Source organism: Streptomyces sp. NPDC104309 (genome assembly GCF_055584025.1).
Genome location: NZ_JBVJMV010000042.1, coordinates 1 through 19,119, shown reverse-complemented (window position 1 = coordinate 19,119; position 19,119 = coordinate 1). Strand labels below are relative to the sequence as shown.

Genomic DNA, 19,119 nt, shown 5'->3' with positions numbered 1-19,119 from the left:
TCAAAGCCTTTCCGAATCCCTATCGATTCTCATTCGACTGTCTTTTTCGAGTAGACTCGTACTAGATTCTGAGTCAATGACGAGAAGGAGTCGACATGGTCGCGATCGTGGTCGCAGAGAAGCCGAGCGCAGCGAGGAACATGGCCAGCGCCCTCGGCGGGACGAAGGGCAGTTACAAGGGCACGGCGTATGAGGTGGCGAGCCTGAGGGGCCATCTCTACGAGTTTGCCCAACCGCACGCGATGGTGGACTCCTCGCTCGTGGACGCCTATCAGAAGTGGGACCTGGGCCATCTGCCGTGGAATCCGGATGACCTGACGTGGAAGCGCGAGCCGCAGAAGAACGTCGCGGACGTCATCAAGGCTCTGCGTAGTGCACTCGGCCGCGGTGACGAAATCGTCATCGCTACGGACTTGGATCCATCCGGCGAAGGCGATCTGCTCTTCTGGGAGGCCATCGACGAACTCGGCTTCCACGGCAAGAAGTTCAGCCGCATGGAGTTCACCGACGAGTCGAAGGCGTCGATCCAGAAGGCGTTTGAACAGCGCCGGCTTGTGAAGTCCATGCGGGACGAGGGTGATTACCGCAAGGCGATGTACCGCTCGCAATGGGATTTCCTTTCCATGCAGTTCACGCGCATCGCGACGGCGATGGGCCGCCAGTCCGGCCAAAACCTCGTGCTGCGCCAGGGCCGGCTGAAGTCGGCGATGGTCTCTCTCGTCGGCGACCAGCAGAAGGCTTTCGACGAGTACGTCAAGAAGCCGTTCTTCCAGATCCGCTTTCGCGACGAGAACGACGTCATGTACACGAACCCGGATGAGCCGCGGTTCGACCAGAAGGGCCAGGTGCCACAGCAGTACGGCCCCTCCGCTGTCGTTCTTGATGGCAAGGCGGACAAGAAGACCGCGCCGCCGAAGCTGCTGGATCTGGCGTCCCTGTCCTCGATGCTCGTCGGCAAGGGTGTGAAGGCCAACCTCACGCTGTCGACGTACCAGAAGATGTACGAGGATCAGGTCGTCTCGTATCCGCGCACCGAGGACAAGACGATCACGCCCGAGCAGTTCAAGGACCTCGCGCCGCTGGTCGACAAGATCGCAGGCGTGGTCAGCGTCGACGCTGGGCTGCTGACGCACCGGCAGCCCCGCTCTACGCACGTGAAGCCCCAGGGTGCGCACGGTGCGAACCGTCCGGGCCCGAAGGTGCCCTCTTCGCTGGACGAGGTCGAGAACAAGTACGGCAAGGCCGGGCGGCTCATCTACGAGATGCTCGCCAAGAACTATCTGGCCATGCTCGCCGAGGACTACCTCTACGAGCAGCAGAAGGGTCACGTGGAGAAGTACCCGGACTTCGTCGGCATCGCCAACGTGCCCAAGAGCCCCGGCTGGCGGGCCGTGTTCGATCCGGACGCCAGCGACGACGCGGCCGAGGGTGACGAGAGCGAGTCCAGCAAGGGCCTGGGGCAGAACGCTGAGCCGTTTGTTTTCGAGGGCGCGAACAAGCGCCCGGAACACCCGACCATGAAGTGGCTGATGAAGCAGCTGGAGAAGCGCGACGTGGGCACGGGCGCGACCCGCACCTCGACGTACTCGGAGGTCACCAACAACAAGGCGAAGTACCCGCTGCTCTCGGAGAAGGGTCGCAAGCTCAGGCTGGCGCAGGCCGGCGAGATGAGCTGGCGTCTGTTGCCGGGCACGCGCATCGGCGACCTCGGGCTCACCGAGAAGGTCAACGCCGACATGCGCGACATCGCAGCCGGGACGGCGACCGCCGAGGAGCGCCTGGCTGTCGTCGCCGACTGGGTGCGCGAGGACGTCGCCACGATGACCAAGAACGCCGCGACCATGCGCGCCGAGCTGGGCCTGAAGGAGCAGGTGGTCGCCGCCCGCGCCGAGGGCGTGTGGCAGACCGCTCCGGGCGGGCCGAAGAAGGTCGCCTTCAAGAAGATCTGGTCGGGTCACGAGTTCAGCGACGACGAGGTGGCGAAGCTGCTCGTGGGCGAGACGATCTCGTTCTCGGCCACGAACACGGCGGGCCGGCCCTACACGGCCACCGGCGCGCTCGGTATCGGTGATTACAAGGGGCGCAAGTTCGTCGGATTCCAGCTCGATGTGCCCGACAGGCCGACGAAGTGGTCCGGCCGGACCTTCACACCGTCGGAGGTCTCTGCGCTCCTGGCGGGCCGGGCTCTCGAGATCGACGACTTCGTGAGCGCAAGGACCGGCAAGACCTTCGGCTGCAAGGTCAGCTGGGATGCGAAGACGAAGAAGATCATTCCGGACTTCGGCTCCGGCGACGAGCCGCCGCGGTCTTGGTGCCAGCACGTGTTCACTCAGCAGGAGCGAGACGATCTGGCTGCGGGCAAGACCATCCAGGGCAAGGGCTTTGTTTCGGCCAAGGGCAAGACGTTCGACGTCAGCGTTGCCTGGCGAGAGGAGGGCGGCAAGAAGAAGATCGTCCCCTCCTTCAACTAAGGGTTGTCCCGTAAATGATCTTCTGGTCGCCTCAGGCATGGTTGGCCGCTGTGCCCGCTGCCTTTGTTGTGCGCCTGCTTCCACTCGGGCAGTTCTTCGCCTTTGCAGTGGCGGTGGGGCATGACAAGTCCGGTGCCCGGGTAGCCGCCGTCGGCGATCGTCATGGTTCCGCCGACGGCGGCTTTTGCGCCGGATTCCTCCCATGCCTTGCAGTCGTTGCGGTTCCCGGCAAGCGGCTGGCCGACCACGACGACCAGTCGGGTGTCGGCGTCGATGACGACCTGGTGGTTGGTGGAGTACCTGTAGTTTTTGGACTTCGCAGCAATGGCGTGGTCCCGGGTGGGGACCAGGGTGCCGTCCACGATGAGCACGGCGTCCTTGGCGAACCGCTTGCGGGGCTCGAGCGCGAGCATCGGCCCGAGGTGGTCGATGATCCGGTCCACGGCCGACTTGGACACCCCGAACAGCGGGGCAAGCTGCCGCATGGTCAGGTTCGTGCGCCAGTAGGCCGCGACCAGCAGGGCCCGGTCCTCCAACGGCAGACTCCACGGTCGGCCCCTGCGGACTGCGTCCGCACCCTCGCGCCGCAGAACCGCCACCAACTTCCCGAACTGGCGCGGGCTCAGCCCGGTGAACGGGACTATCCAGGACGGCTCCGACGCCGTGATCACACCAGCCACTACGTGATCGTTTCACTCGATGAGAAGCGACCACCGTCCCGTACTCTCTCGGCCTGAGTTGGTCCAGAATGTCGCCGTGGCAGACCAAGAGCACGACGAGGCAGCGGCACGCACATTCCTATCGTGCGCCACCGAGGTGGCGCGACTGATGGATCTCGGGGACGCGGCCGACGTGCCGGAAGCACGCCGCGCACGGCACCTGGCCCACGCGTTGCGCAAGCCACTGCTCGAACGCGCCCACCTGCCCGAAGAGTTCTTCGCCCCGTTGACGGCCGCAGCCGTCTACGATCCGGACCCCAGCTTCTGCCGCTGGTTCGTCGAACCAGCGGTCTACGCCTTCGGCCGCCGCCGGGTCATGACCGCACTGCTCGACTACCTTCGGACCGGTACGGCCGCCGAGCAGGCAGGCGCCGAGCGGGCCTGGTACTGCGCCCATGTGCCGCTCTGCGCTGAGCGTTCCCCGGCCTATGCACCAGGCGGAAGCCGCGATCCTGCCCTGGATGAGTCCCGCGATGTGAGGGACGAGTGGCGGGAAACCCTGCGGCGATCGGCAAGGCGACCGGGCCGCCTCGAAGACTGAGCCAGCCCGATTGCCGTGGAGCAGCTACTCTTCCTGACCAGTTACGGGACAGATCTTAGGGATACATCTCGGGATTACTCCGAGACAGCTCACCGTAGGTATACGCCGCCTGCTGCCACAGCAACTCGAGTCCGAGCCCCTCGTCACCACCCGCGGCCCGCGGGTGGAACAGGTAGAGCTGGTCATTGACACAGCCTGGGCCGTAGGCGGAGACAACCGCCTTGTAATCGCCTGGGAGGCGGCCCCCATAGCTTGATTCCAGGGCGCTCCAGTCTCGATCCACGTCACCGTTCACCTGTGGATCCCCCAGCATTTCACGGAATCGAATGAGTTCCACCCGAATACCTTTCGCCCTGGAGACTCGTTAGGCCACACTGTTCACACGACAGGACTGCCATCCATCGACTTCCACAGCGGGCGTCCGGAGGGCCACCCTCGGGGGAGCTTTCCTTCCTCCAACAGGAGCCGTATGAACTCTGTGATGCCTCCGTGAATGACCAGGAATTCCGGGCACTGGCGAAACGCGACAGCCACAGACCAGTCACCCCCGGCCAGCGGTGGGACCAGCAGGCACACGTCTCCGTTCCAGTCGTGATACGCCCACGGCACCAACTCGTCCCACGCCAAAGACACCGGCTCAGGAAGGTTCCGAGCCTCGCCGTATGCGGAGTGGAAGTACCTCCGCTCCTCTTGCATGAAGGTCAGCAGAGGGTCGCCTCCTTCAGGGTGGGGAAGGAAGAGATGGCCGAGCAGGACCGCATCGCCATAGCCGTCCACCAGGTCTTTGTAGTCGAGCGGAAGCTCCCTGCCCAGCCAGGCCTCGGCAGACCTCCAGGACTCGGCAGAAGCCGGGCGGAAGCGCTCCCGCTCACCCAGGAGCGACTCAATTGACCCGGGCACCTCGGTCACCTCTCGTAGTCCTCGGAAGAGCAGACAGCGGAATCTGCGCCTGCCTTGTTGATGATCCAACAGTCGACATCCATGCCTCGATTTCCGTGGGCTTCCATGTGCACCACATCGGGAACCCCTGTGGGCTTGGAGTACACCGGCGTCACTTCGTAGTGCACAGCCTGACCGCCGCGTATTTGATTGGCTATCCGATTCTCGACGGTGCTCATGGCCGGGCTGTTCGCGGCCCGGTGCAGAGGAACCAGTTACGCAGATCTGTACCGGACCCACCGAACTGGCAGCCGGCAGGGTGGCCACGCGCCCTATTGCGGCCGTCGGCACGATCGTTGCCGGACTGTTCCAGCACAAGAGCGCCGACCGAGCTGAGCGCGCCGAAAAAGCCAAGCAGTTGCGCCGAGACCGGCTGGACGCAGTGACAACGCTCGCTGCCACAGGCTCCCGATCACCGCCGCGCCCTCTGCATGCGTGGCGAGGCCCGGCTTCGCAATGAGCCTGAGGCCCGGCTGGGGGAACTGCGAAGAGCGTCCCACATCACCCGGCCTCTCATCGCGGTCCATATTCTCGTACCGGACCCGGACGTACGCGCCTCCGCGCAGGTCTCTTGCACAGGCGGGTGGTTGCGATCACCGGGGCGGACAAGGGCGTGGAGACGATCGCGAGCAGCGCGTTCAGGCCCTTGACCTTGGCGTAGCCGTAGGTGCGGCGGATGGTGTCGTCAATCTCCACAGAAGCGACCTGGTCCGCGCCGCGCAGCAGAGGGGGTGGGCGCGGCGAGGCCGAGCAGGAACCTCCGGGCCACGGCGTGGAGTTGCTTGAGCGACTTCCTGGGCCTGACCGTCACCCGCAGGCATACCGCTTCTTCACCTACGTCATCGACCACGCGCACCTGCCCGAACTCGTCACCCTCGCCGAGACCATCGAGCAGTAGTGGGACGGCATCGAGACCTACCTGACCACCGGAATCACCAACGCCGCCTCCGAATGCAACAACCGCCTCATCACGCTCGAAGCGCGTAACGCCTTCGGCTTCCGGAACCGAGTGACCAACGCCTCCGCTCACGCTGTGCAACCACCCGGTGGAGCCGACGGGAGGCACACCCTCACTAAAATCGAAGATCCGTCAAGTCGCCACCAGCGGGTCGGGCCTGTAAATGCTTTCCTTTCATCACCCCAGGGGGATTACAGGCGAATCGGAAGTGATCGCCCCCGCCGGGAGCTCGCCAGAGTTGCATGTGCCTTCGACCAGGCCGATGATGAACTCGATCAGTCCGCAATCGACCTGCCACCAATAGCCATTCGCCCCACCTACTACGACCGGCCAAGCATCGGGGTCAGGGCCACTTACGCACCAATAGAAGACGTCTCCGTCAAGGGAAGCCCCCCACGGGATCAATCCCCCCTGAGCGGGATAGGGGAGCCACTCGCCGGACTCACCGTCTTCCGCAAGATATTGAAGAGTCTCCAGTGCTTCCTTGACCGCTCCAACGTACTCCGCTTCACCGCCTTCCGATGGAATCCAAATGCGGAGAAACCCTCCAATCTCAAGAGGTGGAAATCTGCGAGCGATGTCTTTGAAATCCTCTGGCAGGTCAACTCCGAGAAGATTCTCAACTCTTTTGAAGTCTACAGCCTTCCCTTCCTCTGCTGAATGCTCGGAGAGACCAGGAAGGGAAGCGATGAGATCACGGATCGTCAGCAAGTGGTCTGCCAATCTTGAATGTTCTCGACTCTGACATTGAACAGCATCCCGCGTTCTGTGCGCGCAGTCATCTGAATCCCAGTCGGTATCAAATCGTCTCCGTCATACGTAGGCGTTCCGGTATATTCGACCCAATTATCATTTTTGAGTTCGCGCTCGATCTTCCGCTCGCATCTCCGCATTCCGCTCTTATTCATGCGGTCACGCCCTGGAAACAGGTTTTCACTCCGTGGTGCACCGTAGAACTGGTCGCCGATGATATGGGTCTTGTTGTACCTCGCCACGCCGGGCGAGATGGAGTTTTCAGCTGGCGACGGCATTCCGGCGACGGAGACCGCCCCTATTCCGTCTCGCGCTGTGCCCTTGGGCTTCAGGTCTTCGGTCCCGCACATGAGCGCCGTAGCCCCTCTCGCTCGACGGAGACCGTCAAGCGGCTTGTAGCGATACCGCTCCTCCCGGGAACTTGCGCAACGATCGTCCTCATCCTGCCCCCGCCCGTTGGACACGTCAGGACCTGCAGCGAGCCCGGGCGAAGTATCGGCTCCCTCATCGGGCGTGAACCCGTGGTCGCCGGCGAGGCCAAGCATGTCGGCCGCGGTGACGGTCAGCTTCCATTCGTCGCCGGGCTTCCAGCCGGCGGCCTTGGGGTCCCAGTCGGGTTTGGGGGTGGGGCGGGTGGGAGCCGGTACTGGGTGCGGGCCGTTGTTCGGGTTCTGGTCGATCGGAGGTGCGGGCGGAATGATGACCCCGCCACCATTGCCTCTGCCACCGCTACCGCCACCACGCGATCCACTTGCAGCAGCCGACGGGCTATACGGCTGTCCTTCCGAAGGTGCCAGCCAGGACCTCCCCTTGGGCTGGCGCGGCGAATTCGGCTTCGTGTTTGGCTTCGGGCAATATCTCCCACATGTCTCGTGCGCCCCGATGCTGTCTGACCCGAGCATGAATGCCCATGCGAAGGTGCGCACCGCATACGCCAGAGGTGATCGGCCGATTCCCCAGCGGACCGCGCTGAAGATCCTCGACAAACCCCAGGGCAAGTCCTGGTTGGGGGAGGAGTAGACGACGTTCCGGTGTCCCGGCGCGCGGACGTCGACGCGATTGTCGTGACCGGTCGGGTCCGTGTAGTTCAGCGGGCCGGCGATCCCGTAGGTGTAGCGGTTGGCCTGGCCTGAGGGGGCCGGGTCGAGCTGCCAGGTGTCTCGTGATGCGAATCCGCCTGTGCCGGGCTGGTACCAGCGCGCGGCCATGTTGACGTCGCCGCTGCTGGGGTCGGTCCAGCCTGACTGGTAGCCGGCGGCGGGCGTTGTGCCGTTGGTGGCTGTCTCCTTGCCGAACGGATCGTAGGCGGTGGAGCTGGAGAGCTGTGCACCGTCGGGAGTCAGGCCCGCGACCAAGTCGGTGTGCTGGTCGGTCAGCGCCCACTGCTTGGTCGTGCCGGTGGAGGAGGAGAGCAGCCCGCCGGCTGGGGTGCGGTTATAGGTGCTCGTTCCGTCGTCGGCCAGGTTGTTCGAGCCTCCATCGTAGGCGAAGGTGGTCCCGCCGCGTGTCTGGACGCGGTCCAGCGAGTCGTACGAGTAGGTGACCCCGGCGTCGGTGATCTTCCGCTCAAAGGCGTCGAAGGTCAGCGTGCGTGGGGTACCCGAGCCGTCGTCGACCTTGGACAGGGTGCCGCGCGGGCTGTAGGTGAAGCCCGTGCTGCTGTCAGTCAGTTGGCGATTGCGGGCGTCGTAGGTCGCTGAGCGCGATCCGGCCTTGGTGCGATTGCCGGCGGCGTCCCACTCGTATGCCGTGGTCGTGGAGCCCTGGGTCCAGGACTTCATGCGCCCGGCGTCATCGTAGGCGTAGGTGTTGGTGCTCGCGCCCGCCGTGCCGGTGGTGTTCTTCGAGGTCAGTCGTTCGTCGAGGTCGTAGCCGTAAGTGGTGGAGGCCAGGGCGACCGTGCCGTCCGGCTTCGTGATCTTGTCCGAGGTCAGCCGGCCGAGGTTGTCGCGGCCGTAGGTGCGACGCTCCGACTCGCTCCAGGTGGAGGAGCCGCTGGGCTTGGTGGCGTACCGCTCCAGCGACGGCCGCCCGGCGGCGTCGTAGTCGTACCAAACGCCGTTGCCGGTGACGGAGTCCCAGGCCCAGTCGAGGCGCCCGGTGCTGTCGTAGGTGTAGTCGGCCGAGCCTGCCTTGGTCTGGCGGTGCGTCATACGGCCGTCGTCGTCGTAGATGTAGCTCGACGTGCCGGCCGAGCCGTCTGCGCTCAGGAGCTGGCCGCGGTCGTTGTAGGTGTAGGTGTTCCGGGTGAGGGGGTTGCTGGATGCGACTGCCGTCAGGCTGCCTGCCAGGTCGTACTCCAACGTGCGGTCCGTCGTGGCCGCCTCGGCGCCCGTGCCGGTCTCGTGGGTGAGACGGCCGAGGGCGTCGTACGTGCGCTCCCGCTTGACCCCGCCCGGCAGCAGCTCGGTGACGGGCTGGCCGGCCTTGTCGTAGACCGTGGTCCAGGTGCGGTCGGCGGTGTTCGGGTGGGCGGTGGTGGAGGGTTCGATGGTGGACTCGGGCAGGCCCCAGGAGGTGAAGGTGTACGTGGTCGAGTTGCCGCGACCATCCGTCAGGCGCGTGCGGTTGCCCGCTGCGTCGTACCCGAAGGTTGTGGTGATCGAGTTGGTTCCGGAGACGGGCTCCACTTGCTTGGTCAGTTGACCGAGGGCGTCGTAGGTGTAAGCCGTTCGGGCCTTTGTCGTCGCCGATATCGCGGCGGTGCGGTTGCCTTCGGTATCGAACTCCGCCGACAGCGTGCGCAGCGCGATGGTGCCCGTGCCGTAGTCGGTCGTGGCAGTGACGTCGCCGAGCGCGTCGTACGTGGTTGTGGTCCTGCGGTTGGTGGCGTCTGTGGTCTCGGTGCGGCGGCCGAGGCCGTCGTAGTCGAACTTGGTAGTACCGGCAGGGTTGGTCACGGACTTGACCTCGCCGACTGCGTTGTACGCGGCCGTGGCTGTAATTCCGCCGGGGGTCTTGGACGCGGTCTCGTTGCTCGCGTCGTCCCAGGTGTAGCGGCTGGTCAGGTTCCGCGTGGTCGGGAACCGCTCGACGGTCGTGGACGTCAGCCCGCGACCGATCTGGTCGTACGTGGCCTCCGTCCGCGCCCCTGTCGGGTCCGTCGCCGACAACTGCTGACCGGTCGGCGTCCAGGTGTAGCGGGTTACTCCGCCACCGCTGAGGTCGGTGAACGAACCCTGGAGCAGGCCGGGTTCGGACTGCGTCTGGAGCTGTGAGGAGGCGTTGGCCGCGGGGTCGGTCTTGCTGGTGAGGTTGCCGAGCTGGTCGTAGCCGTAGCGGGTGACGCGGCCGAGCGGATCGGTGACCGTCGCGGGACGGCCGAATGCGTCGTACGTGGTGCGGGTGACCACGGTGGTCGTCGTGCCGCCCGGCGGGGTGTAGTCCGGCAGGGTCATAGCGACCGTGCGGCCGAGCCGGTCGACCTCGGTGCGGGTCACCTGACTGCGGGGGTCCTTGGTCTCGGTGGCTTCGCCGAAGGTGTTGTATCCGGTGCGGGTGACCGGCTTGACCGCGCTCGCGGATCCGCCGTTCTCCTCCGCCTGCACCTGCGGTGCGGTCTGCTGGACCAGGCGGCCCAGCTCGTCGTACCGGTTGGTGGTCGTGTAGGCGGCAGGATCGGCATCGGAGACGTTGCCGCGCGGGCTGACCGTGGTCAGGGGCAGACCCCGGTCGTCGTAGGTGTACGTGGCCGTGTGGGTGGAGGTGCCGTCGGTGACGGTCTGCTTGTTGACGTTATCCGCGGTGTCGTACCACACACTCGTCGTCAACTGCTTTGTGCCGCTGATGGTCTGGGACTGCGACGTCACCCGGTCGTCGCCGTCATAGGCGAGGGTCGTGGCGCGGTTCAGACCGTTGGGGTCGAGCACGCTGCGCGTGGTGCGGCTCAGGGCATCTACGGTGAACGTCCGCGTGGCTGCGCCGTTGCCCGTGACCTGCTTGGTCAGGTTGCCGGCCGGATCGTAGGTGTCGCTCTCCAGGACAATGTCGTGCTTGCTGCCGTCGGCCTGGATGACCTGCTTGGCCGTAGTGGTGGCCGCCAGTCCGTCGTTGTAGTAGGTGTACGCGGTGGTGGCGCCCATCGCGTCTGTGGTGGTGGCCAGCCGTCCGGCCGGGTCGTAGGCATTGGAGACCATGGTCAGGTCGCGCGGCTGACCGGATGGGTCGCCGGTCCAGTCCTTCAAGACCGTCGTCGCGTGTTGTCCGCGCGGGGTGTACGTGTACGTGAAGTGGGCGCCTGCCGCATCGGTCAAGTCCGTGACACGACCAAGCGTGTCGTGGCTATAGGCGGTGGTGTTCTGTTCGGCGTCGGTGGCGCTGTCGTTCAGGCCGTGCGAGTCGTAGTGGTACGTGGTGGTGCGCTTGAGGTCGCCGCCGGTGGTGTCCTCGGTGGACTCGGACAGCTGGTTGCCGTCCTCGTCATAGGTGCGGGAGATCTTGGCGGTATGGGTGATGCCGGTGATCTCGTTCTTCACGCCCGCGCCGGATTCGGTGATGACATGCGAGGCCGCGTCATACCCGTATGTGGTCGTCACGCCGTTCGGATACGTGCCAGACATCTGGGTCTCGGAGGTCATTCGGCCCAGCCCGTCGTACGCGTACTTGGTGACCAGCCCCGATGGTGACGTCACCTGCGCCGTGTCGCCGTTGGCGTAATAGCGGTACGAGGTGGTCGCGCCCCCCGGCGTGCTCTGCGTGGTGACCAGCCCAGCCGGCACCGTGCCACCACCGACTGCGGACTCGCTGCCCGTGGTGTAGATCGTGGATGCGCTGCTGTTGTCCGCCCGGACAGCGCTCGTGGGCAGGCCCTGAGTGTTGTAGGTGTACGACGTCTTGTACGTGTTGTCCTTGTAGTCCGTCGATCGCTGGTCGCGGTAGGTCAGCGGTTTGTCGTTGCGCGGATCGAGGGGATCGGACGCGTTGAGGTAGTAGGAGCGGAACTCTGTCCAGCACGAGTCGGCGTCCCGGCACTTGGTCGTCGACACCACGTTGCCGCGGGCGTCGTGGCCTGTGACGGTGGCGTGGCCGTTCGGGTCGGTGACGGTGTGCAGGAAGCCGCCGTTGTCGTAGGCGTAGCTGGTCACGCCGCCGCTCGCGTCGGTGCGCGAGACCAGGCGCTGGCCGTGCAGGGCGTCGTAGCTGGTGCTGCTGGTGTTCTGCTGAGGGTCAGTGACGGTCACAGTGGCCGTCAGACCGGAGCCGGTGGCCTCGGCCTGGGCCCGGTAGTGGGCGGAGACCTGGTCGGCGGTCAGCGACTTGCGGTAGAGGGCGACCTCGTCGACGTCACCCTGCAAGTAGTAGGTGGTCGAGGGCAGGCCCATCCAGCCGGAGCTTCCGTAGCCGCCGCCGATGTACGCGTACGGGCGTGACTGCTCGTCAATGGTGCCGGCCAAGGAGCCGACCTTGACGCCGTCCAGGTAGAGGGACTGCGTGGTTCCGGCCCCCGACAGCACCACGTGGTGCCACTTGCCGTCCGTCACGGTCGCGGCCGACACGATGGGCGTGGCCCCGGAAACCCCTGACAGATAGAACTCGCCGCGGAGCTTGCCCGAGCCGTCGATGTTCAGCACCGGCCGCCAGGATGTCGGGGTCTGGCCGATTGGCGCGTTCTGGAAGCTCAACAGCACGGCCGGGGCGATGGAGGTGCGGAACCACATCTCGGCGGAGAGGTCGGTGGTGCCAGCTGGGATGTCGCCCGGTATTTGCACATTGCCGGTGCCCGCCAGGCTCACGGCCGCGTTGTCCGCCGGACCGAAGACTCCTGACACGGCAGGCTCCGACGAGCCGCCGGCGTGGTAGGTCGCCGCGTGCTCCGGGCCGCCGACCTGGCTGGCGAACGTCGGTCCTGCCTCTTCGTCGAGCCTCCAGTAGGCCGCCGGAGCATCGGAAACCGCGACCCCGCGGTACTGGCCACCGCTGCCGGTCACCAGTGACTTACGCGCCTGGAAGTGGGTCCTCGGTGCTGGGGTGGAGGAAGGCACCGGAACCCAGCCGATCCACTCCGCAGGCTTCCACCAGGAGACGAGGGAGCGGTCGTAGACGGCGACCTCATCGATCTGGCCCGTGAAGTTGCGGTACCCGCTTGCCGCGCCGTCCCAGCCTGAGGAGGCGTAGCCGCCGCCGATGAAGGCATGGGGGTGGCGGACGGTGTCCACACCGGTCTGGCCGGTGCCCTGCAGCTCTCCGTCGAGATACAGGGCCTGCGCGTCGGCTGTTCCGGTCAGTATGACGTGGTGCCAGGTGTCGTCCGTGACCACCCGTTTGGACAGGACCGACGAGGCGGCTGGCTGGAACTTGCCGCGCACCTTGCCGTCGGCGTCGATCAGCAGCATCGGCCTCCAGCCCGTAGGGGTGTCACCGAACTCGGTGTTCTGCATCGTCACCAGAACGCCGGGGTCGTGCGTCTTGAACCAGAGTTCGATCGTCATCGCGGTAGCCTGGCCGACAGAGCCGGAAGGCACCTCGACTGCGCCGTCGCCATTGAACGTGGCGGCCGTGTCGTCACCGTCGCGGAAAATGCCGGGGCCCCCTGTACGGGCTCCGTCCAGGTAGCTGCCGTTGAGCGCGTCACCCAGAGGGCTGGCCGCCTCCGCGCCGCCGCGGTCGCCCAGCCTCCAGTAGCCGGTGGGGCCACTGCGCTGAATGGTATCCGCATAAGAGGACGAGGCGGTCGAATACGAGGGCGCCGACACCTTCCAGGTGCCGCCGTTCTCGTCGGTGTGCTGCGTCAGCCGACCACTGACCGGGTCGTAGGCTGCGGTGGCGTGCACCCGGCCGGAAGGCAGGGTGACCTTCGTCATCTGGCCGGTCGCGGCCCGGGCGGCGTAGTGCTCCGTGACGGTCGCTGTATCCAGCGGGTGGCTGTAGACGGCCGCCTCGTCCATCTGGCCCTTGAAGTGGTACTCGCCCGTGGCGACGCCCATCCAGCTGCTGCTGGCGTACCCGGCACCCAGGTAGGCATAGTCGAGGGTCTGCTCGGACACAGAGCCGTTGATCGAGCCGACCGCAGTGCCGTCCAGATACATCGTCTGGCCGGTGGCCGAGGCGGTCAGCACTGCATGGTGCCAGGCGTTGTCGGTGACAGCGGCCGTGGACGTGATGGGGCCGCTCGCGCCGGTCACGCCCACGCGTTGGAACTCGCCGCGCAACTTGCCGTTCGCATCGATGTTCAGCACCGGCCGCCACGAGGTGGGCTTGTCACCCACCTCCGCGTTCTGGAATCCGACGAGCACTCCGGAGGGCGTGCTGGTCTTGAACCACAGCTCGATCGTCGGGAACGCCACGGCCTTCAGGGTGTTCGCGGGCAGCTCCACCGCCGAGTCCGTGCCGTTGAAGCCGACAGAGGTGTCCGCGGTTCCCGCTACGGCCGAACCGGTGCCCAGCTGGACATCCCGGTAGACGGCCTCGTTCAGGCCGGTCCGTGAGACCGCTTCGCTGGCCGCCGCGGAGCCCTCGCTCTCGCCCAGACGCCAGTACGAGGTGGGCGCCGCGTCGAGCACACCGCTGCGGTAGACCGAGCCGTCTCCGTACTCGTACACCGTGCACTTGGTAGTCGACGACGGCGGACACACCTTGGTCAGACGGTCGCCGTCATACGTGTACGACCAGGTCAGGCCAGGTGTGTTTGCGTCGACCGGGCTCGTGGTCACCGAGTCAACATGTGCGCCGGACCAGTGGAACGTCAGCGAGCGGCCGGACAGCGAGTCGGTCACCTTCTTGATCGGCCCGCCGTCCTCCGACTCGTGGGTCACGAACTGGGTGCGGCCGGCAACATCCTTGATCGTTGCCAGCACGCCGCTGGGCATGAAGTGATAGGCGGTGCCGGAACGATCCCGCACAAACCAGCCCTCCGCCTCGCGCCCGAGGACAAGCTCTCCGCCGGACGGACCGGTGTACGTACCGTCAGGGTTCTTCCCGAACCGGGCTTGGGAGCCGTCGGCCAGGGTCACCAACGCGCTCGATGTCTCCGGCTCCTCCCGCACCTGCATGTCCCAGCGCGTCGACCAGCCGGTGCCGAAGGCACCCTTGGTGCGCGGGTCAAGTGAGTTGTAGGTGCGGGTGACTGCCAGCTCGGGTCCAACTGTGGTGACGGCCGCGTCGGTGGCGGCGGTGACGTAGTTGCCCGCCCGGGTGCCGATCTCCTTGTCGCCGTCCGCGCCGCCCAGGTGGCCTGTCACTGTCGGCTGCGGCACCTGCGTGGTCAGCAGCGCCGGGCCCGGCCTGGCCGAGGTGGCATTCCCGTCGTAGGCGTACGCGTACCAGGCGTACGATTTTCCCCACGCCAGCCAGCCCGAGGGCACCGCCCACTGCTGCTCGCCGCTACGGGTGCCCGTCTTGCAGTTCTTGCGGACGTTGCTGCCCTCGACCTCGCAGACCTCGAATGTGTACTGCAGCGTGGACTTCGGGTAGCTGTCCGCGTCCGTGCCCTTGGCCCACAGGGTGGGGGTGAGCGAGTCGACCGTGACGCCGCTGCCCGGCACCTCGGCAGTCAGCTGCGGCGGGATGTTCACCGCGGCGATCTTGACGGCCGGTCCTGGTACGCCTGCGGTGGTGAAGCGGCTGACGCCGTAGTCGTCCATCGTCCACTGCACGGTGTACGTGGCGGGGGCGAGCGGCGCGATCTTGGCGTCCAGGGTCACGGACTCACCGGGCGACACGGCCTGCGGCATTTCCGTGTATGCGATCTTCGAGCTGTCGGTAATCTCCTTTCCCGAGGAGTCGTAAAGGTTGTAGCGGAGCTTGTAGTTGCCGCCCTTGGGCCAGGTCTCCTGCCCCCGGTTGGTAACGGTGACCTTCTCGACGCCCTGAGTGGTGGCCGTCACCGGGGCGGTGAAGTCGCCGAGCTTGTACGTCGCGCCGTACTTCGTCCAGGTCACATCCAGGCTCGGCTTGCCGTTCGGGTAGTCGTCCGACCCGAACTGCTTCCACCCCTTGGAGTCACTGGTCGACGCCTTCACCGCGAGGCCGTAGTTCTTCTTGCGGCCATGGGTCCAGTCGTCCACAAGGTTGCGGCCGGCCGAACCGAGCTTGATGCTCTCCCACGCGGCGCCGCATGACCAGGTCTCCGTGCCCTCCGGGCGCCAGCCATGCGCGAAGCTCTTCGAGCCGAGCGAAGAACCTGTTGCGGGTCCTGGGTACTTCGTCGTCGTGGACTCCGACCAGTTCGACGTGATCGGGTACACGGTCACGGGACGCGCCGAACACGACTGTGACCAAGTGTTGTAGAGCGCGAGGCTAGCGTTCACCACCCAGGCGTTCTTCAGCGTGCTCTCCACGCCGTTGAACCGCAGGAACGCAGCCGCCTTGTGACTGCCCCCGTCGTACGTGCCCGCCTTCAGCACAGTGTCGGAAGCGAAGTTCTGGTCATACGGGGACTCGACATAGGTGCCCGAGGTCGCGTCAAACGACCTGACTGACGGATCGACCCGGACGGGAAAGACTCGCTCCGGCGCGTCCAGCCAGTCGGCATCGAGCTTCATCACTACAACCTGGCGGCCGTCCTGTTCGGTCAGGCTGTAGGTGACGCCCGAAGAAACCGCACCCTCCTGGGAGCCGTCCGTGGAAGCGGAGTCCTGCATCCATCCAGCAGGCATCCACGCGCGCTCCGTACCGTCCGCGTCGATGAACACGATCCCGCCGTCGCCGTCGGTCCGCGCGGTCAGGCCCTGAAGCTCCAGAGGGAACCGCCACTCGGTGGGTGCGTCTCTACCCTTGAGGACCACCGTCTCCTTCACCGAGGAGCCGCCCGCGACCAGTTCGAGGTCGGAGCTGTCACGGAGGTCCGGGTAAGTGATCGTACTGCCGTCGGCACTTCCGGTGACCGCGCTCGCACCATCCACCGCGTACCCGACCGACAGCCCGTTACTCAGCGCCATCTGCACCAGCGGATCAGCATCGGCGGCACCCGCGAAGGAGATCGGCGACTGAGTCGACTCTGTTTCCCAGCCTGGGTCGCTCACGCTCATGGTCCGCGTGCCGACCGCCCCGTCGGCGCCCTCCGGCCGCACCAACGTGGTGTCGATAGCCTTCCAGCTGCCATCCTTGGCTTGGAAGTTGACCGGTTCGTCGTAGAAGCGGGTCGTGAAGCTGCCGTCATCGTTGAGATAGGTGCGCTGCCGCGCCTTGCGCTTAGCCTTCAGCTCCTTGCTGTGCTTGACATTAAAGGCCTTGGGGGCAGGCACATCGGGCGTCCGGACGCGCTTCACGCGGCCGGGCTTCGGGGTCTTCGCGGTACTGGTCAGGCGCACGGGATGTGCTCCCTCGGGTGCAGACAGCTCCCCGCGGCCCTTCAACGGGCCAGCGTGGCCGCCCTTCGCAGAGGCATCCGTGGCATCCGTCGACGCGGAGTGGCGGCGGCCCGCAGCGGAGCCCCACTGCTGATCCGGAGCCCCGGCGGTTTCGGCCACCGGTCGGCTGGCGGCCAACGCAAGCTGCTGCGTCCCGACCAACACGGACATGACGAAGGCAACAGCAACAACAAGCGGACGCGCTGGACGCACAGATCCCCCCACCTCAACGATCAAGACAGGGGCAAGTTTTAAGTCTTCTCACAAGAACCACACAAGAGATGCACATGGTTCCAGACGCCTGAAGAGATATTACTCACAAGGCATTTCGCGATATACCGATCCAAAGAAGCGGCTGGGTTTTCTTGAGCTAGTGGCTCGTCACGCAGTCTTGGCCGGGTAATCGACCTGCTGCCCGTCGGCCAGCAGACTGTCCCCAAGATCTGATCTTGGAGGTGGTCGTGGGGCGTCGACCGAGTGTGTGCGTCCGGCCGGTGAGCATGGCGGAGGGCCGGAAGCTGCAGAGGATCAGCCGGACTGCGAAGGACCCGGTGAAACTCCGCCGGGCGATCGTGGTGCTGATGTCCGCCCAGGGCCAGACGGTCAAGGACATCACCGTGCTGATGCAGGTCAGCGAGGACTACGTCCGCGATGTCATCCATGCCTTCAACGAGCAGGGGCTGGACACGCTGGACCCAAAATGGAGCGGGGGACGCCCCAAGACGATCAGTGACGAGGCGCGCGAGCACATCTGCCTGATCGCCCGGACGTCCCCCGCCGACTGGAAGATCACCGCGTTCTCCACCTGGAGCCTGAGCAAGCTCGCCGACCACCTCATCAAGCAGAAGGTAACCGCGGCCATCAGCCGGGAGACCCTGCGCCGGATCCTGCGCGCCGGCAAGGTCTCCTGGAAGACCACCACTACGTGGAAGGCGTCCACCGACCCGGAGTTCATCGCCAAGATGCACCGCATCCTGTCGCTGTATGACACCCCGCCCGCCGACGGGCGGGTGATATGCGTCGACGAGTTCGGGCCGCTGAACCTGATGCCCCGCAAGGGCAAGGTGTGGGGGCCAGTGAGGCGTCCGCGCAGGCTGCGGGCGACCTACAACCGCTACGGCGGCGTGAGGCAGATGCTCGCCGCCCTCGATCTGGCCACCGGCAAGCTGTACTACCGCATTCGCCAGCGCAAGCGGTGGCGCGAGTTCCTTGACCTCCTCAAGGCCCTGCGCGCCCGCTGGCCCGGTCAGAAGCTGTATGTGGTGCTGGACAACTTCTCTCCGCCCAAGCCCGCCAAGGTCCGCACCTGGGCGACCGACAATGACATCGAGTTGGTCTTCCTGCCGACTTACGGCTCCTGGCTGAACTGGATCGAGGCTGAGTTCGCCGCCTTGCGCTACTTCGCCCTCAACGGCACCGACCATCGCAGCCACGACGAGCAGAACGCCGCCATCGCCGCCTACATCCGCTGGCGCAACACCCGCGCGGAACCGAAGATGAACTTCGCCCTCGACTCACCGATCCGCACCTGGACCGACTACCCGGCCAAGGCTGCGTGAGAGCACCTCAGCGAGCCGACTGACGCACGGATCGCAAGCCTCGGGGGGCGCCCTGCCCGCTGTCGAAGACGATGCTCGAGCAGGGCTTTACGATCACTGGGCAGGAATTCCACAGCTCCACCCCGGCCGTGATCAGTTCCAGTACCGCGCGTTGCTCGTCGGGAGTCCATGCGGCGCACTCGCCTCCGAACAGCTTCTCGTAGGCGCTGTTATGCACCGCTCCTTGCTGGGGCAGCCGGTGGACCTCACCGAGTCCTCGGGCCAGATCTTCGAAGAGGTTCCACGCATCCAGCACCGCGCCCGGCGGGACCTGCCTGCGCACCGGATCCTCCAGCCAGTGCTCGACACGGACGAGCTCCAGCGTGTTGGCCTCAGAAGTGGCCAGCCTCCGCCCCCGGCGGCTCACATACACCCGCGCCTGCCGAACAGTCACGAACATCGGCACCTGACAGTGATCAGCTTCTGGCAACGCCAGCACCTGATCGGGTTCATCACGCCTGCAACCGATCCACAGAACTACCCCGCTGCGGCCGAGCCCGCGCACCCGATACGCATAGAGACTCCCACCCCCACCGCGGCGTCCGGCCGCAAACACATCTGCCATCTCGATCTTTGCCACGCACTCACACTGGCACGACCCGCGAGAACCGTCGCGGATTTTCTCCGTAGCGACTGGCATCATCGGAAAGCCCGGAGAGGTCCGCTACCCGGCCAACGATTCGAGCAGAGCCACTAGTAGGGCTTGGTCAGGTCGGTGCGAGTGCTGGTATGTCGCGGTGGCAGGTGGGGCAGGCGCCAGTCCAGGCTGCGAGCAGTAGCTGCAGTTCGCGGACGACTTGGTAGAGGCTCAGGCCGGCGCCGTGTCTTTTGGGGCTCTGGCCAGTCGCTGCAGG

General features: G+C 65.8%; 9 protein-coding genes and 1 pseudogene. 4 read left to right on the top strand and 6 right to left on the bottom strand.

Translation table 11 applies throughout. The features are described 5' to 3' along the window. Window positions 1-95 precede the first annotated feature (95 nt). The gene (locus ACZ68L_RS37255) at window positions 96-2,471 is read left to right on the top strand and encodes a DNA topoisomerase (RefSeq protein WP_469586576.1); all 2,376 of its coding nucleotides are present in this window, start codon (window positions 96-98) and stop codon (window positions 2,469-2,471) included. Between the two features lie 62 nt (window positions 2,472-2,533). On the opposite strand, the pseudogene ACZ68L_RS37250 reads toward ACZ68L_RS37255, so the two are convergent. Beyond that, window positions 2,534-3,151, bottom strand: a pseudogene (locus ACZ68L_RS37250) (transposase family protein); the annotation flags it as partial. 76 nt (window positions 3,152-3,227) lie between these two features. On the opposite strand from ACZ68L_RS37250, the gene ACZ68L_RS37245 reads away from it, so the two are divergent. Beyond that, window positions 3,228-3,731: a hypothetical protein gene (locus tag ACZ68L_RS37245; protein WP_469586574.1), complete on the top strand. Its 504-nt coding sequence runs from the start codon at window positions 3,228-3,230 to the stop codon at window positions 3,729-3,731. Between the two features lie 378 nt (window positions 3,732-4,109). Here ACZ68L_RS37245 and ACZ68L_RS37240 read toward each other — a convergent pair whose 3' ends face one another. Together ACZ68L_RS37240 and ACZ68L_RS37235 are read right to left on the bottom strand one after the other, a co-directional pair. Further along, window positions 4,110-4,640, bottom strand: coding sequence for an SMI1/KNR4 family protein (locus tag ACZ68L_RS37240; RefSeq protein ID WP_469586571.1), 531 nt, complete (start codon window positions 4,638-4,640; stop codon window positions 4,110-4,112). Continuing rightward, window positions 4,637-4,876, bottom strand: a complete 240-nt coding sequence (locus ACZ68L_RS37235; protein ID WP_469586755.1) for a hypothetical protein — start codon at window positions 4,874-4,876, stop codon at window positions 4,637-4,639. Before ACZ68L_RS37235 ends, ACZ68L_RS37240 begins: the two co-directional genes overlap by 4 nt. 470 nt (window positions 4,877-5,346) lie before the next feature. Between ACZ68L_RS37235 and ACZ68L_RS37230 the strand changes: the two genes are divergently transcribed. Further along, window positions 5,347-5,568: a hypothetical protein gene (locus tag ACZ68L_RS37230; RefSeq protein WP_469586568.1), complete on the top strand. Its 222-nt coding sequence runs from the start codon at window positions 5,347-5,349 to the stop codon at window positions 5,566-5,568. A 237-nt stretch (window positions 5,569-5,805) separates the two neighbouring features. Here ACZ68L_RS37230 and ACZ68L_RS37225 read toward each other — a convergent pair whose 3' ends face one another. Together ACZ68L_RS37225 and ACZ68L_RS37220 are read right to left on the bottom strand one after the other, a co-directional pair. Then, window positions 5,806-6,351, bottom strand: a complete 546-nt coding sequence (locus ACZ68L_RS37225) for a hypothetical protein (RefSeq protein ID WP_469586565.1) — start codon at window positions 6,349-6,351, stop codon at window positions 5,806-5,808. Further along, complete coding sequence (locus ACZ68L_RS37220) at window positions 6,333-16,838, bottom strand: LamG-like jellyroll fold domain-containing protein (RefSeq protein ID WP_469586562.1); 10,506 nt, start codon at window positions 16,836-16,838, stop codon at window positions 6,333-6,335. The genes ACZ68L_RS37225 and ACZ68L_RS37220 overlap by 19 nt, the downstream gene beginning before the upstream one ends. Window positions 16,839-17,218: 380 nt before the next feature. Here ACZ68L_RS37220 and ACZ68L_RS37215 point away from each other — a divergent pair, with 380 nt between their 5' ends. Continuing rightward, on the top strand, window positions 17,219-18,226 hold the full coding sequence (locus ACZ68L_RS37215; RefSeq protein WP_469586560.1) for an IS630 family transposase: 1,008 nt from the start codon (window positions 17,219-17,221) through the stop codon (window positions 18,224-18,226). 7 nt (window positions 18,227-18,233) lie between these two features. Here ACZ68L_RS37215 and ACZ68L_RS37210 read toward each other — a convergent pair whose 3' ends face one another. After that, window positions 18,234-18,845: a hypothetical protein gene (locus ACZ68L_RS37210; protein WP_469586557.1), complete on the bottom strand. Its 612-nt coding sequence runs from the start codon at window positions 18,843-18,845 to the stop codon at window positions 18,234-18,236. Window positions 18,846-19,119: the final 274 nt, after the last annotated feature.